Source organism: Streptomyces sp. NPDC038707 (assembly GCF_040636485.1).
Classification (GTDB): Bacteria; Actinomycetota; Actinomycetes; order Streptomycetales; family Streptomycetaceae; genus Streptomyces.
Map to the genome: position 1 here is coordinate 565,734 of NZ_JBEZUP010000001.1, position 14,006 is coordinate 579,739.

Here is a 14,006-nt window from a genome sequence, read left to right on the forward strand (position 1 = left end):
CGCCGGCGGGCGCACTTCCCCGGCGGTGTGCCGCCGCGCCGGGGACCGGCTCAGGGTGCTGTCGACGTGGTGTCGGCGTCCGCGGTCCGGGCGGACCCGGAACCGGCGGCGGTCGCCTCGCCCGTGGTGCCGCGCGCGGTACGCAGGACGGTCGCGGCCACCACCACGGCGCCCAGCACGAACAGCGCGCCGATCCGGAAGGCGAGGCGGTAGCCGCCGGTCAGGGCCTCGTCGCGGGACGCGCCGTCGTGCAGCAGGGCGCCGGTGTGCGAGGCGGCCAGGGTGCTCAGCACGGCGAGGCCGAGGGAGGCACCCACCTGCTGCACGGTGTTGAACATCCCGGACGCCAGGCCCGAGTCCCGCGGGGTCGCGCCCGACATGGCCAGCCCGGCCAGCGCGGGCATCGCCAGGCCGAAGCCGGTCCCGAGCGGCACGGTCGCGGGGAACACATCGGTGAGGTAGGAGCCGTCCGCCGGTATCCGTCCCAGGAACCCCAGACCGCCGCAGATCAGCACGAGCGCGGCCGGCAGGACGGCCCGGGCCCCGAACCTGCCGATGAGCCGGGGCGCGAGGAACAGCGACATCAGCCCGATCAGCAGCGAGACGGGCACGACACCGGCACCGGTCTCCACCTCGTCGAAACCCAGCACCTTCTGCAGGTACAGCACGACCAGGAACTGGAAGCCGAACATCCCGGAGATCATCAGGGCGTGGGTGCCCAGCGCGCCGGAGACATCCCGGTACCGGAACATCCGGGGCGGCAGCAGCGGGTTCTCGGTCCTGGCCTGCCGGATGACGAACGCGGCGAGCAGTACGAGGGCGGTCAGGCCGCAGCCGAGCGTGCGGGCCGACCCGAACCCGTGGCCGGCCGCCGCGACGACGGCGTAGACGGCCGACATGAGCGCCGCCGTGATCAGTACGGCGCCGGCCGCGTCGGTGCCCTTGTCCCGGCCCGTGCCCCGCTCGCCGGCCGGCAGCCGGCGGGCCAGGACGGCGGTGGCGATCCCGATGGGCACGTTGACGAGGAAGATCCAGTGCCAGCCGGCGGCCCGGGTGAGCACCCCGCCCAGCAGCAGACCGAGGGTGCCGCCCGCGGACTGGACGAAGCTGTAGACGCCGATCGCCCGGGCGCGTTCGCCCGGCTCCGGGAACATGGTGACGATCATGGCGAGGGTGACGGAGGACGTCACCGCGCCGCCCGCGCCCTGGAGGAAGCGGGCGACGAGCAGCATGGCCGCGTTCTGCGCCAGGCCGCACAGCAGGGACGCCGCGGTGAAGAGGACCAGGCCGGTGACGAAGACCCGTCTGCGGCCGAAGAGGTCGCCGAACCGGCCCGAGAGCAGCAACAGGCCGCCGAACGGGATCAGATAGGCGTTGACGACCCAGCCCAGGCCCGAGGCGGAGAAGCCCAGGCTTTCCTGGACGGCCGGCAGCGCCACGTTCACGATGGTGCCGTCGAGGATCACCATCAGCTGGCCGGCGCAGAGGATCGCCAGGGCGAGCGGGCGGGATGCGCGCACCGCCGGCGCGGGCACGGTCCGAGCGGACATGGAAGTGCCTTTCATAGGAGCCGTTTTGTTACGGGCTCCATCCTGGGCATCCGTCTCGGAGCGGGGAAGAAGGCACTTTTGTGTCCCACCGTCACAGCGATGTGACGGTGGGACTCGGCGGCGCCGGCGTCCGGACGCTGCCGAGGCCGCGGGGTTCAGGGGCAGGTGACCACCTGGCCGGCCCAGGACAGGCCCCCGCCGAAGGCGAGCAGCAGCACCGGGGCGCCGCTGGGCAGTTCGCCGCGCTCGGTCAGCTTGGACAGGGCGAGCGGGACGGACGCGGCGGAGGTGTTGCCGGACTCCACGACGTCGTGGGCGATCACCGTGGACCCGGGCAGGCCGAGTTGGCGTACGACGGCGTCGATGATGCGCAGATTGGCCTGGTGGGTGACCACGCCCGCCAGGTCGGCCGGCGTCAGACCGGCCCGGGCGCAGGACTCCCGCACGATGGCGGGCAGTTCGCCGGTGGCCCAGCGGAACACCGTCTGCCCGTCCTGGGCGAAGCGCGGGTGCCAGTCGTCGACGAGCCGGACCGCGTCGCCGCGGGTGGGGTCCGATCCCCAGCACACCGGGCCGATCCCGTCCTCGGCGGAGGCGCTCAGCACGGCGGCGCCCGCCCCGTCGCCGAGCAGCACGCAGGTGCGGCGGTCGGTCCAGTCGGTGACATCGGACATCTTCTCGGCGCCGATGACGAGCGCGTGCCGGGCGGCACCCGCGCGCAGCGAGTGGTCGGCGCAGGCCAGCGCGGTGCAGAAGCCGGCACAGCCGTTGTTCAGGTCGAAGGCCACCGGGGCGGGCAGACCGAGCCGCCCGGCGACCTGGGCGGCGACGGAGGGGCAGCGGTCGACCGCCGAGCAGGTCGCCACGGTGATCAGTCCGATGTCGGCGGGCTCCAGCCCCGAGGCGGCCAGTGCCTTGCTCGCGGCGGCGGCCGCCAGGTCGGTGACCGATTCCTCGGGGGCCGCGATGCGGCGGGTGGCGATGCCGGTGCGGCGCCGGATCCACTCGTCGCTGGTGTCGACCATGGCGGCCAGGTCGTCGTTGGTCAGGACGCGCGTCGGCTGGTAGTGGCCCAGGGCGGCGATACGGCTTCCCGGCACGGCGTGAACTCCTCGGTTCGGCGTCAGGTCCCCGGAATATAGCAACCGATCGGTCGGAAGCTGAAGCGTGCCGTCTCGCCTACGATGGTGGGCATGAGCCCTCGCAACTCCGTGGCCGAAGCCCGCAGGACGCGGCAGCGCATCGTCGAGCGCGGTATCGCCCTCGCCTCGTGCGACGGCCTCGAAGGACTCACCATCGGACGGCTGGCCGCCGACCTGGAGATGAGCAAGGCCGGTGTGCTCGGGCACTTCGGCACCAAGGAGGCCCTTCAGCTGGCCACCCTGGAGGGGGCCGCGGCGGCGTTCTCCCGCCTGGTGTGGGAACCCGCGGCGGGCACGGAGCCGGGCCTGCCCCGGCTGCGGGCCGTCTGTGACGCCTGGATCGCCTACCTCGACCTGGACGCCGGGCGTGCCGTCTTCCCCGGCGGATGCTTCTTCACCACGGCCTCCGTCGAGTTCGACGCCCGCGGCGGGCGCGTCCGCGAGGCCGTGGCCCGGATGTCCCGGGTGTGGCGGCGCCGCCTCGCGGCCGAGGCGCGTACGGCGGTGGCGGCGGGCGACCTGCCCGCGGACACCGATCCGGACCAGGTCGTGTTCGAGTTGACCGGGCTGTTCATGGCCCTGAACCAGGAGATCCAGCTCTTCGCGGCACCGGACGCCGCCGACCGGGCCCGGCGGGCACTGGACCGGCTGTTCGGCCCGCGCCCGCAGCGGCCCGGCGCGTAGCCGGAACGGACGGACCTGCCGGGGAGCGGCCGTCAGTCGGGGTCGGCGTCCTCGTCGAAATCGCCCAGGTGGACCGGCGCCGGAAGGGACTCGCCGGCCGCGAGCACGGCGCTCAGGTGTGCGGCCAGCCTCTTCGGACGGACGGTCTGCCGCGTGGTGGCGAGTTCGTCCAGCGACCACCAGTGGTGCCCGTAGCGTGCCTCCTCCGTGGTGACCGCGATCCCGCGCGCCTCGTCGGCCGTGACGCGGGCGAGGCGGTACTCCTCGTACTGGTCGTAGGTGCGGCCGTCCCAGCCGAACAGCGCCTGCCGGGTCCACACCACCGGGCTCAGCCGGTGGCCGGCGAGGGGCAGCGCCGTCTCCTCCCGGACCTCGCGCACGGCCGCCCGCACATAGTCCTCCCCGTCCTCGACGGCGCCGCCGACGGTGAACCACCAGCGCGCTCCCGGCCGGCGCGGATCGCGGCCGCACAGCAGGAGGAGGCGATCGCGGTCATCCACCAGCAGCACACGGGACGTTCGCCGTCGTATGGGTGTCATGGCAGCCGATGCTATCCACGGCCCTTCGTCCGTGGCCCGGGAGATCCGCGGACCCCGACGGCGCGATGCCGCCGACCGCGGCGGCATGACGCCACGGACCGCGGGCGGGGTGCGCGCCGCGGTCCGTGGCGGGCCGGCTGCGGGGAGGCCGGCCTGGCGTCTCGTCCTGGTCAGCCCGCCTTGGTCACCTGCGCGACGGCCTTGGCGAGACCGTAGGCCCAGAGCTGGTTGACCCGGGAGCGCTCGGTGGCGTTCGGGTAGCGGTTGGTGCAGGAGGGGCCGGGGCCGCCGCCCGACATCAGCTCGCTGCACGGCCCGCTGTAGTGGTCGGGCAGGCCCAGCACATGGCCGGTCTCGTGGGCGGTGACGCGGATGGAGTCGTACTGCTGGTTCTGCGCGTAGTCCAGGAAGATGTAGCCGCGGCCGTGGCCGTCGGTGGAGGCGTAGGACCCGCGTGAGTCGTTGCCCTCGTAGTAGGCGAAGTCGCCGCCGCTCGAGGTCGCCTGGAGCTTGACGTTGGACACGGAGCTGTTCCATATCGAGGCGGCGCTCGATATCTGGGTGCGGAAGCTCGGGGCCTGGGAGGCGTTGTAGTAGACGGTCACCGCCTGCAGGGAAGGCCGCTCGGCCTGCCGCTCGGCGACCGACTTCAGTACGGCGTCGAAGAACGCCTTGGTGCCGGCGTCCTCAGCGCCGGCCACATAGCCGGCGGCAGCGCGGGCGGGTGCCGCGGCGGGGGCCTGGGCGACGGCCGGGCTCGCGGTGCCGAGCGCGGCGGAGGCCAGTCCGAGACCGAGTGCCAGGGCCACGAGTCTCCTGGTGCCCTTCGACCCGGTGCTGCTTCGGAACGACGCCATGGGGGGCTCCTTCTCGTCCTGTGGGGTTGAACGATCGGTTGCCAGTGAGTCTCAGGCAGGCCAACGCGGCGGGGAATGATGGCACTTGGGGATAGCTCCGGCCTATCACCGCCCGGCTCGTCCGCTTTCCGCGTCCTTCCTTGTCACTTGAACATCTGGTGTCGTCCTCCGTGCGGCCCTACGCTCCCTGCATGGAGTTGGAGGTGAGGCATCTGCGTCTGCTCTGCGCCATCGCCGACACCGGCAGCCTGCACAGAGCGGCACGGGAACTGGGCCTGGCGCAGCCCTCGTTGAGCACCCAGCTACGGCGGATCGAGCGCGCGCTCGGCGCCCAGCTCTTTGTGCGCGCCCGCACCGGCTGCCGGCCCACCCCGCTGGGGCTCGCGGTGCTCAGCCGGGCCAGGCCGCTGGTCGCGGAGTTCGCGGCGATCGTCACCGACACCAGGGCGGCGGCGGCCCGGGCCGACGGCGGGTTCCAGCTGCGGATCGGCGCCACGGCGAGCCGGGCCATCCCGGGCTGGCTGCGGCTGCTGCGGGCCCGCCGTCCGGGGATCGAGCCGACCGTGCAGATGAGTGTGTCCGCCAACGCGCTGCTGGGCATGGTCGCGGCCGGCCGGCTCGACATGGCCTTCGTGCACGAGGTCGAGGGCAGTCCGCTGCGCGTGCCGCCCGGGCTGTGCCTGCGGGTGCTGGTCGAGCGGGAACCGCAGTTCGTCACGCTCGCCGCGGACCATCCGGCGGCGTCCCTGTCCCGGGTGCGCCTCGCCGACCTGGCCGGCGACCGCTGGATGGTCGACTCCACGGTGGACGGAGAGTGGGACGCCCTGTGCCGGGTGCTGCGCGCGGCGGGCCTGCGTGCGGAGATGCTGCACGGCGATTACCTCACCGCGTACTCGCTGGCCGCCATAGGCGAGGTGGTCACGGTCAGCCAGCCCACCGCCCCGGTGCGTCCCGATCTCGCGATCCGTCCCCTGGAGGGCGACCCGATCGGGGTACGGCTGCTGCTCGCGGCCCGCACGGAAGGGGAACTGGACGGTGCCTACCCGGAATTGGAGGAGGCCTACTGGGCGGTGGCGCACGAGGCGCCGGCGTACCGCGAATGGCTCGGGCGCGCGCCCGCGGCAGGCGCCGGCCCCCGGGTTCCGGCGGCGCCGGCCCGCCCGGCCGCGCACCACCCCGACGCGAGCGCACCGCCGGCGCCCGGGCCGTGGCCGGTGGCGGCCGATCTGCGCACGGGATAGAGCGGACCTCCGGCGCGGCGGGGGAGCGCCGTGGTCCGGAGTCCGGCTACGCGAGAGGGCGGCCCGCGCGGCTGTGGGGTCGCGCCGGTGCGGGGTTGCGTGCCGTGGCCGCCTCGTGCAGGTACGGGCTGATGTGCCGCGGGTCCTTCGTGCAGGGCAGGACGGCGTGCAGGACCTCCACGGTGCGCTCGATGATGTCCGTCCGGTCGCTGACGATCCAGGACAGCAACTGCGCCCCGAAGAACGCCGAGACGAGGACCCGGGCCAGCGGCTCGGGAGGCGTCGCGTGCTCCAGGTCGCCCACGGCCAGCGCGCCCTTCAGCCAGGTGGCTATCAGCGCGGTGTAGTCCTCGAAGGGCAGGGGGAGTTCGGCGTCGATCAGACCCCGCTCGATCTGCAACCGCGCCCCGGCCTGCATCAGCGGCTCGTCGCGCAGCTCGGCGGCGGTGCGCAGCAGCAGTTCCGCCACGGAGGCCACCGGGGGCAGGGCCAGTTGGTCGACGGCGTCCGAGATGGCGGGCAGCCGCCTGGCGAACTCCTCGCTGACGGCGACGGCCAGACACTCCTTGCTGGTGAAGTGGAAGTAGACGGCGCCTTTCGTCATTCCTGAGAGTTCGGCCACGTCATGCATGGTTACGGCCGGGTAGCCCCGTTCGGCGAACGCACGAGCGGCGGCCAGCAGGATGTTGTGCCGGGACCGGATGGCGCGTTCCTGTTTGAGTTCCTTGGAGCGGGTGGCAGGGGTGGGGCCCGTGGTGGGGTTGCGGGGAAGTTTCACGAAGGCCTCCCTTGTCTGGTAGGTGATCAACAGCGCGTCGTGGCGGAATGCACCCGGAACAGACCTTCTCAGCAGATGGTCCGGGTCGGCGGCGGCCACACGCGTGCAACCGTCTACATACGTGACCGGGAGGGTGTATGAGCGGGATGCAGAGTAGCGCACGTGCGCGGATCCCTGACGCGGAAACGGAATGATGCCGACCGCTGTCCCGGACCGTGCGGCGCGGTGCCGGCACCGGTGCGCGAGGCGAGCGGTTCGCCGTCCGAGGCAAGCGGTGTCGTCGGGCACGCGAGGAGGCCGGGCCTCGTGGCCGGACGGGGGCGCGGGGCGCGTGGGTGAGGAGGTGAGCGGCGGCGTAACAGCCATCTGTGTGAACCATGTACTCCCATGTGGCGGAAATCCGTCACCTGCATACCGGACCGGGCCTCCGGAGTCAGGTCGGCGCCACGAACGGCGTCTTGCTTGTTCAAGTGTGCGGGTGGCGGCGGGCCCGACCCGACTGCATACAGAACGGCGTCGCCGGCCCGGTGCGGTCCGGCCGCCCGGGGAGCGCGCGGCGGATCTCGCCGGCCGGCTCCCGGAGTGCGGTCGCGCGCACGGCCGACGCGCACCGTGCGCGCGGCTCCCGGCGGTCCCCCGTCCCCATCGACCGTGCCGCTAGCTAGCCCTGATGGCAGGGCGCGGGCACGTCCTGCTGCCGGACGGGCCGGGCGGGCTGGTCATTGCCCAGCGCCTGCCACCAGACCGTGCACAGGAGTTCGCTGAAGCGGTCCATCCGGCATTCCGGCGTCGAGTAGTAGACCCCGAACATCAGGGCCAGCAGCAGCTTGCCCAGCCGCTCCGGGTCCTGTGCCCCGGCCGACTGCCCCTGTTGCCGGGCCTCGGCCATGAGGGTCGCGACCGTGCCGCACAGGCCCTGGGCCACCCGCGGCAGCCGGCCGTGGGCGCGGGCGGCCTCGCTGCACAGATGGAACCCGGCACGGAAACGCAGATCCGTCTGCAGCCGCTCGGCCAGTCTGACGGCGAGGACGCGCAGTTTCTCCATCGGCGCGGCGGCGCTCTGTTCGACCTGCGTCAGCAGTTCCTGCCAGGTGTGCTCGAAGGGCTCTGTCAGCGCCTTGGCCAGCAGCCGCTTGGATGCGAAGTGGGCGTACAGGGCGCCCTTCGTCATATGGGCCTCCTGCGCCACGCGCTGCAGATTCGCGCCCATGTACCCATGCCGGACGAACTCTCCCGCCGCCGCGTCGAGCAGTGACTCATGAGTCCTGCGTGCTCTGTCTTGCTTGATCACGGTGCCCCTTCGTGCTCCGGAATGGATCGACAAATCACCCCCAAGAAATCCTTTCTTAACGCTGCGGGGCCCACAAGCGGAGTGAGATGAGCTGTCCGAAACCGACACCGCTTGCTACGGCTCCACAGGAAGGAAGGTGGCCCCGTCGTGCGGGGAAGCGCGGCCGGCTGGCCGGATCACTTCCGTCCCTCGCGGCCCAACGGTCACGCTGTGCGCCACCGGTCCGGAGCGGGGCGTGCGCCCCCGGGCACGGCCGGACGGTGGCGAGCGGGGTCCGGCGGGGGTGCGCCACGGCCCGGCCGCACGCCCTTCTCGCCGGTCCGTGTGCCCGGGGCCGCCCGGTCGTGGGTGTGTTCCCGCAGGTGGCGGGGGGAGGTTGGAAAGTCGTCAACCGCTCCCCAGAAATTGACGTTTGAGAAGGTATTTTGTCTCGGGGTTGATTGCGCATATGCACCGAGCACCGCACCGCACGGCGGTGCGGCCGATGCCAGGGGGAGAGGTTTCAACATGCCGGCAGGCACCTTAGGCGCAACTTCGATCGACACTCATGAGCTCCGGACCTTCGTCGAGGAGGTCTTCGAACCACTCCAGCGCGCCGACCAGCGCCGCTGGGCTCATGCGTATCTCGGCGCCCTGCTGAGTGTGCCAGGCAAGAAGACGCTGCAGCGGCTGGCGAAGGCGGTCTCACCCGCTCCCGCCGCCGCCCACGGGCTGCAGCAGTTCATCAACGCCAGTCCCTGGGACTGGAGTCCGGTCCGGCGCAGCCTGGCGCGGGCCGTGGCCACGCAGGGACTGCCACGAGCCTGGACCGTGGCCGAACTGACCATTCCCAAACGCGGTGTGCACTCCGTGGGCGTGCACCGCCGCTTCGACGCCGATCTGGGCCGGACGGTCAACTGCCAGCTGGCGATGGGGCTTTTCCTGGCCGCCGAGATCGGCTGTGTGCCCGTGAACTGGAGTCTGCTGCTGGAGGAGTCCTGGTGCGCGGACAAGGAGCGCCGATTACGGGCGCGCATCCCGGCGTCCGTCACCGCTCGTCCGGCCTGGAGACACATCCTGGACTTCGCGGCGGACGTGTCGGCCAACCCCTCGCTGTCGGGCATCCCGTGGGCGCTCGACCTGCGCCGCACCGCCGACGCGGGCGCGGTCGTGGAGGGGCTGGCACGGCGCGGGCTGGACTTCGTCTGCGAGGTGAACGCGGCGGAGCCCGTGCTGCCGGCCTACGGCGTGGCCCCGGCAACCGGCCTGGGCGAGCTGATGGCACGCAGCCATCTGCGCCAGCCACAGGTGGTGGTGCGCCAGGCCGTCACCGGCCGCCTCGAACGGCTGGCCGTCCACTGCGGGGAGGTACGGCTGCCGGGACGGGCGGGAGAACCGTCCGGCGGGCCGCGCGTCTACCGCGCCCTGGCCCGTCCGGGAGGCGTCGGCAGGCCCGGCGCACGGTACTGGATCACCAGCCTGGCCGACTGGCGGGCGGAGGAGGTGCTCGCCCTGGCCCGGCACGCCGCCGCGGGTGAGACGGCCGTCCGGGACCTCGGCCACGTCGGCGTACAGGACTTCGAGGGCCGGTCCTTTCCCGGCTGGCACCACCACATGACGATGGCTTCCGCCGCGCACGCCTTCACCCGGCTGACCGCGCGGGGCCGTGCCATGGCCCTCACCGCGCCCGACAGCGTCTGCGCCTGAACCGGCGCGAGAACGGGCCCCGATCCGCCCTGCGACTTCCGCAAGTCGAGGTTGCCCTCGCCGAGGGCCAGCCCCAAGAATCACCGTGAATCCGCGTGATAGGGCCTCGCGTTCGCGGACCGCACCCCAGTTCCCCGAACTCACCGTCCGCCCACTTGCGTACCCATTAGTACGTAAGTTGTAGTACTTACGAATGGAGACTGTCGTGAGCTCAGCCGGCGCCGCAGCCGACATACTCCGCCCGCCGCCTTCCGAGCAGACGCAGGACTGGCTGGCGCGCGTGGAGAAGATCGCGCCCGTCATCGAGGAGAACCGCCAGCGAGCCGAGCAGGACCGGGTCACGCCCCGCCCGGTGTTCGAAGCGCTGCGCGATCTGGGCATCCCGCGCATGTGGGTCTCCAAGGAGTTCGGCGGCGAGCAGCTGCCCATCGAGACCGGCTCGGCCATCATCCAGGCGCTCGCCCGGCTCGACGCCTCCATCGCCTGGCAGATGGGCGTCCAGGGCGCCATCGGACGGCTGTCGGACTACCTGCCGGACAGCACCTCGCGCACCCTCTTCCGGGACAGCGACGGCCTGGTGGTGGGCGGCGTCAACCCCTCCGGCCAGGCCGAGGCGGTGGCCGGGGGCTATCTGCTGACCGGAGAGTGGGCCTTCGCCAGCGGCTCGGCCCACGCGGACTGGCTGGTGTGCGCCGCCCCCGTCACCGACGGCGGCGAGGTCCGCCGCACCTCCGCCGGACCGGCCGTGCGCATGCTGTTCATCCCGCGCTCCGACGCCGACATCCGCGACACCTGGTACACCGTCGGCCTGCGCGGCACCGGCAGCAACCACTACCGCGTGGACAAGGTGTACGTGCCCGAGGAGTTCACCGTCGACGGCACGGCCATGCACCGCCCGCCCGCCGACCGCCCCTCCCGGGCCTACCCGATCAGCTACTACGACTTCGGTCCCTTCACCTCCGCCTCCACCGCCCTCGGTGTGGCGCAGGACGCCCTCGCCGACTTCAAGGCGCTGGCCGCCCGCAAGACCGCCACCGGCGCGTCCAGCAGCCTGGCCGCCAGCCACACGGTCCAGGAGAAGCTGGCCCGCGCCCAGGCGGAGGTGCACATCGCGGAGACCCTGCTCGCGCACGCCGCGGCACAGGTGACCGCGCACGGGACCGACGGCGGCGACGCACTGACCGCTCTGGTGCGGCTCACCGCCGCGACGGTCGCCGAGAAGAGCGTGGCCGCGGTGGACTCGCTGTTCACCCTGGCCGGGGCCACGTCGGTGTACGCCACCAGCCGGCTGGAGCGCTGCTTCCGCGACATCCACTCGGCGACCAAGCACATCACCCTCTCCTCGATGCACTTCGAGACGGTCGGCCAGTTCCTGCTCGGCGGACCGCTCGTGATGCGGCGCTAGCCGCACCCTCCCCGCACCACCCCGCAGCGGCCGGTGCCGGGCGCCCCGGCGCCCGGCCGGCCCCCCAGGGCCCGCACGCCCGACCGACACCACGTCCCACCACATGACGAGGACTGACTCATGCAGACGATGAAGGCCGTGCAACTCCTCGCCCCGCGCAAGACGGTGCTGGCCGACCTGCCCATCCCCGCCACCCCGGCGGACGGACTGCTGATGAAGACGCGCTGCGTGTCGATCTGCTCGACCGACATCTCCTTCTTCGAAGGACACCTCTTCCCCTCCGAGTACCCGGTGATCCTCGGGCACGAGTACCTCGGCGAGATCGTCGACATAGGCCCGGACTTCGACGCCAGCGGCACCGACATCCGGATCGGCGACCGGATCGTGTACTGGGGACAGACGGACTTCGGCGGCTTCGCCGAGTACCGCACCGTCCGGCCGATCTTCTCCGGCCAGGTCAAGGAAGACGTCTTCGCCGCCGACCGCAACTTCAACGACGACCGCCGTGCGGCGGCCGTGAAGATCCCCGAGGACATGAGCGACCTCGAGGCCTCCTTCATCGAGCCGGTGACCGGCGCGCTGCGCTCGGTGCTGTCCAACCCGCCGCGCATCGGCGACCGGGTCCTCGTCATGGGCACCGGACCGATCGGCGTCATCGCGGGCAGCATCATCCGGCGCCTGCTGGCCCCCAACTCCGTGGTCTCGGTGGACAACAACCCGGCTCGCAACGTCTTCGCCGAGGACCAGTTCTCGCAGAAGGCCTACCTGCCCGACGAGCTGATCGAGACCGTCGAGGACGGCACCTTCGACTACGTCTTCGACGCCCTGCCCACCGTCAAGGTCGACGACGAGAACAAGGACCCGCGCCGCGTCGCCATGCGCAAGCTCAAGGCCGGCGGACGCTACATCCTCTACGGCGCCTCCCAGGAGATGCAGAAGTTCGACACCTGGCTGATGCTCGCCAAGGGCATCACCATCCGCTCGGCGCCCTTCGACGTCACCAGCTTCCCGATGCACAAGAGCGCGAACGTCATCGCCTCCGCCATGCAGATGCTGCGGTCGGGTGTCGTCAACGGCAAGGCGCTGCTGTCGACCGTGCACCGGTTCGACGACTACGACGGTCTGGTGGACATCTTCGAGAACTACCGCTCCACCACCGACCTCAAGACCATCGTCGACTTCCGGCGATGAAGCCACGGGCGATGGACACGGCACAGCAGACGCTGGCCCCGCAGGGCACGGCGCCGTCCGCGGCCGGTGCCGGGCTCGTCGTGGTGGCCAACCGGCTGCCCGTGAGTCTGGAGGCGGCCGGCACCGACGGCGGCCCGCGACGCTGGCGGCGCAGCCCCGGGGGCCTGGTGAACGCGCTGGAGCCCTTCCTGCGCACCCACCGGGGCGCCTGGGTGGGCTGGCCCGGCACCGCGGAGTCGGCCGGCGCCCCGGCCCATGCCTGGCAGCACGACGGACTGCTGCTGTACCCGGTCGCGTTGACCGCCGACGAGGTCGACGGCTTCTACGAGGGCTTCTCCAACGCGACCCTGTGGCCGCTGTACCACGACGTGATCATGCCGCCCCGCTACCGCCGCAGCTGGTGGGACGCCTACGTCCACGTCAACCGCAAGTTCGCCCAGGCCGCCGCCGACATCAGCGGACCCGGGGCCACCGTGTGGGTGCAGGACTACCAGTTGCAGCTGGTGCCCGCGATGCTCCGGGAGATGCGCCCCGACCTGAAGATAGGTTTCTTCCTGCACATCCCGTTTCCCCCTGTCGAGCTGTTCATGCAGGTGCCCTGGCGCACCCAGCTCATCGAGGGGCTGCTGGGCGCGGACCTCATCGGCTTCCACCGGCCGGGCGGCGCCCGCAACTTCCAGTGGCTCGCCCGGCGGCTGGCCGGAGTGCGCGAGGAGCGCGCCGTGTCGGACGTCGGGGACGAACCCGGACTCCTCAGCGTCGCGGAGTCCCCGGCCGGCCGGCGGACCGTGAAGGTGGGCGCGTTCCCCATCTCCATCGACGCCGCCGACCTCGACCGGCTGGCCCGGCGCGAGGACGTCCGGCGGCGGGCGGAGCAGATCCGCGCGCAGCTGGGCAACCCCCGCAAGATCGTGCTCGGCGTCGACCGGCTCGACTACACCAAGGGCATCGACATCCGGCTGCGCGCGCTGCACGAGCTGCTGGCCGAGGGCCGGGTCACCGCGGAGACGACCACCATGGTGCAGATCGCCACACCCAGCCGGGAACGCGTCGAGCACTACCTGCGCATGCGGGAGGACATCGAACGCACCGTCGGCCGGATCAACGGCGAGTTCGGCCGGGTCGGCCATCCGGCCGTGCACTACCTGCACACCTCGGTCGGCCGCGAGGAACTCGCCGCCCTGTACCGCGCGGCCGACGTCATGCTCGTCACCCCCTTGCGGGACGGGATGAACCTCGTCGCCAAGGAGTACGTCGCCTGCCGGCACGACCTGCAAGGCGCCCTGGTGCTCAGCGAGTTCGCGGGCGCCGCGGCCGAACTGACCAGCGCCGTCCAGGTCAATCCCTACCACCTGGAGGAGGTGAAGTCGGGCCTGGAGAAGGCCCTGACCATGAGCCGGGCCGAGGCCGGCCGCCGGATGAGCGCGCTGCGCGCCCAGGTGCTCACCCACGACGTGGGGCACTGGGCCCAGTCCTTCCTCAGCACGCTCGAGGACCGGACGCCGGTCGGCGAGCCGGTCCGGCAGACCGCCTGACGGCAGGGCGCCGCCCCGGCGCGGAATCCACCGGGCGTGAATCCAGACGTGTTCCCGCCAGTACTCGTCATGCCTCAACATCCGCGTTGATCCCCCCCACTGTCGAG

At 72.1% G+C, this 14,006-nt stretch carries 12 protein-coding genes; 6 read left to right on the forward strand and 6 right to left on the reverse strand.

All coding sequences use genetic code 11. The features are described 5' to 3' along the window. Positions 1–50 precede the first annotated feature (50 nt). Both AB0E62_RS02530 and AB0E62_RS02535 read right to left on the reverse strand, forming a co-directional pair. Positions 51–1,550, reverse strand: a complete 1,500-nt coding sequence (locus AB0E62_RS02530; protein ID WP_362186866.1) for an MFS transporter — start codon at positions 1,548–1,550, stop codon at positions 51–53. A gap of 155 nt (positions 1,551–1,705) precedes the next feature. Further along, positions 1,706–2,650, reverse strand: coding sequence for a beta-ketoacyl-ACP synthase III (locus AB0E62_RS02535; protein WP_362186869.1), 945 nt, complete (start codon positions 2,648–2,650; stop codon positions 1,706–1,708). A 93-nt stretch (positions 2,651–2,743) separates the two neighbouring features. Here AB0E62_RS02535 and AB0E62_RS02540 point away from each other — a divergent pair, with 93 nt between their 5' ends. Next, a complete protein-coding gene (locus AB0E62_RS02540) occupies positions 2,744–3,376 on the forward strand; it encodes a TetR/AcrR family transcriptional regulator (RefSeq protein WP_362186872.1) in 633 nt (210 codons plus the stop codon). A 32-nt stretch (positions 3,377–3,408) separates the two neighbouring features. On the opposite strand, the gene AB0E62_RS02545 is transcribed toward AB0E62_RS02540, so the two are convergent. Beyond that, positions 3,409–3,915: an NUDIX domain-containing protein gene (locus AB0E62_RS02545; protein WP_362186875.1), complete on the reverse strand. Its 507-nt coding sequence runs from the start codon at positions 3,913–3,915 to the stop codon at positions 3,409–3,411. A 170-nt stretch (positions 3,916–4,085) separates the two neighbouring features. Beyond that, positions 4,086–4,772, reverse strand: coding sequence for a snapalysin (gene snpA / locus AB0E62_RS02550; RefSeq protein WP_362186878.1), 687 nt, complete (start codon positions 4,770–4,772; stop codon positions 4,086–4,088). A gap of 191 nt (positions 4,773–4,963) precedes the next feature. On the opposite strand from snpA, the gene AB0E62_RS02555 reads away from it, so the two are divergent. Then, positions 4,964–6,013: a LysR family transcriptional regulator gene (locus AB0E62_RS02555; protein WP_362186881.1), complete on the forward strand. Its 1,050-nt coding sequence runs from the start codon at positions 4,964–4,966 to the stop codon at positions 6,011–6,013. Positions 6,014–6,059: 46 nt separating this feature from the next. Here AB0E62_RS02555 and AB0E62_RS02560 read toward each other — a convergent pair whose 3' ends face one another. Further along, positions 6,060–6,791 (reverse strand): ScbR family autoregulator-binding transcription factor, encoded by a 732-nt coding sequence (locus tag AB0E62_RS02560; protein ID WP_362186883.1) that lies wholly within the window; start codon positions 6,789–6,791, stop codon positions 6,060–6,062. 661 nt (positions 6,792–7,452) lie between these two features. Beyond that, on the reverse strand, positions 7,453–8,082 hold the full coding sequence (locus AB0E62_RS02565; RefSeq protein WP_362186886.1) for a TetR/AcrR family transcriptional regulator: 630 nt from the start codon (positions 8,080–8,082) through the stop codon (positions 7,453–7,455). A 507-nt stretch (positions 8,083–8,589) separates the two neighbouring features. On the opposite strand from AB0E62_RS02565, the gene AB0E62_RS02570 reads away from it, so the two are divergent. The 4 genes from AB0E62_RS02570 to AB0E62_RS02585 all read left to right on the forward strand — a co-directional run bounded on the left by AB0E62_RS02570 (position 8,590) and on the right by AB0E62_RS02585 (position 13,899). Beyond that, positions 8,590–9,768 carry a transposase gene (locus AB0E62_RS02570; RefSeq protein ID WP_362186889.1) on the forward strand — a complete coding sequence of 393 codons (1,179 nt, stop codon included), beginning with the start codon at positions 8,590–8,592 and terminating at the stop codon, positions 9,766–9,768. A 205-nt stretch (positions 9,769–9,973) separates the two neighbouring features. After that, the gene (locus AB0E62_RS02575; RefSeq protein WP_362186892.1) at positions 9,974–11,173 is read left to right on the forward strand and encodes an acyl-CoA dehydrogenase family protein; all 1,200 of its coding nucleotides are present in this window, start codon (positions 9,974–9,976) and stop codon (positions 11,171–11,173) included. A 120-nt stretch (positions 11,174–11,293) separates the two neighbouring features. After that, positions 11,294–12,364: an alcohol dehydrogenase catalytic domain-containing protein gene (locus tag AB0E62_RS02580; protein WP_362186895.1), complete on the forward strand. Its 1,071-nt coding sequence runs from the start codon at positions 11,294–11,296 to the stop codon at positions 12,362–12,364. Positions 12,365–12,375: 11 nt separating this feature from the next. Further along, positions 12,376–13,899 (forward strand): trehalose-6-phosphate synthase, encoded by a 1,524-nt coding sequence (locus tag AB0E62_RS02585; protein WP_362186898.1) that lies wholly within the window; start codon positions 12,376–12,378, stop codon positions 13,897–13,899. Positions 13,900–14,006 lie beyond the last annotated feature (107 nt).

What these genes read in the sequence shown, in the direction of transcription:
- AB0E62_RS02585 (WP_362186898.1), top strand. Translation starts at nt 12,376, where the DNA reads ATGGACACGGCACAGCAGACGCTGGCCCCGCAGGGCACGGCGCCGTCC.
- AB0E62_RS02555 (WP_362186881.1), top strand. Translation starts at nt 4,964, where the DNA reads ATGGAGTTGGAGGTGAGGCATCTGCGTCTGCTCTGCGCCATCGCCGAC.
- AB0E62_RS02570 (WP_362186889.1), top strand. Translation starts at nt 8,590, where the DNA reads ATGCCGGCAGGCACCTTAGGCGCAACTTCGATCGACACTCATGAGCTC.
- snpA (WP_362186878.1), bottom strand. Translation starts at nt 4,772, where the DNA reads ATGGCGTCGTTCCGAAGCAGCACCGGGTCGAAGGGCACCAGGAGACTC.
- AB0E62_RS02580 (WP_362186895.1), top strand. Translation starts at nt 11,294, where the DNA reads ATGCAGACGATGAAGGCCGTGCAACTCCTCGCCCCGCGCAAGACGGTG.
- AB0E62_RS02545 (WP_362186875.1), bottom strand. Translation starts at nt 3,915, where the DNA reads ATGACACCCATACGACGGCGAACGTCCCGTGTGCTGCTGGTGGATGAC.
- AB0E62_RS02530 (WP_362186866.1), bottom strand. Translation starts at nt 1,550, where the DNA reads ATGTCCGCTCGGACCGTGCCCGCGCCGGCGGTGCGCGCATCCCGCCCG.
- AB0E62_RS02540 (WP_362186872.1), top strand. Translation starts at nt 2,744, where the DNA reads ATGAGCCCTCGCAACTCCGTGGCCGAAGCCCGCAGGACGCGGCAGCGC.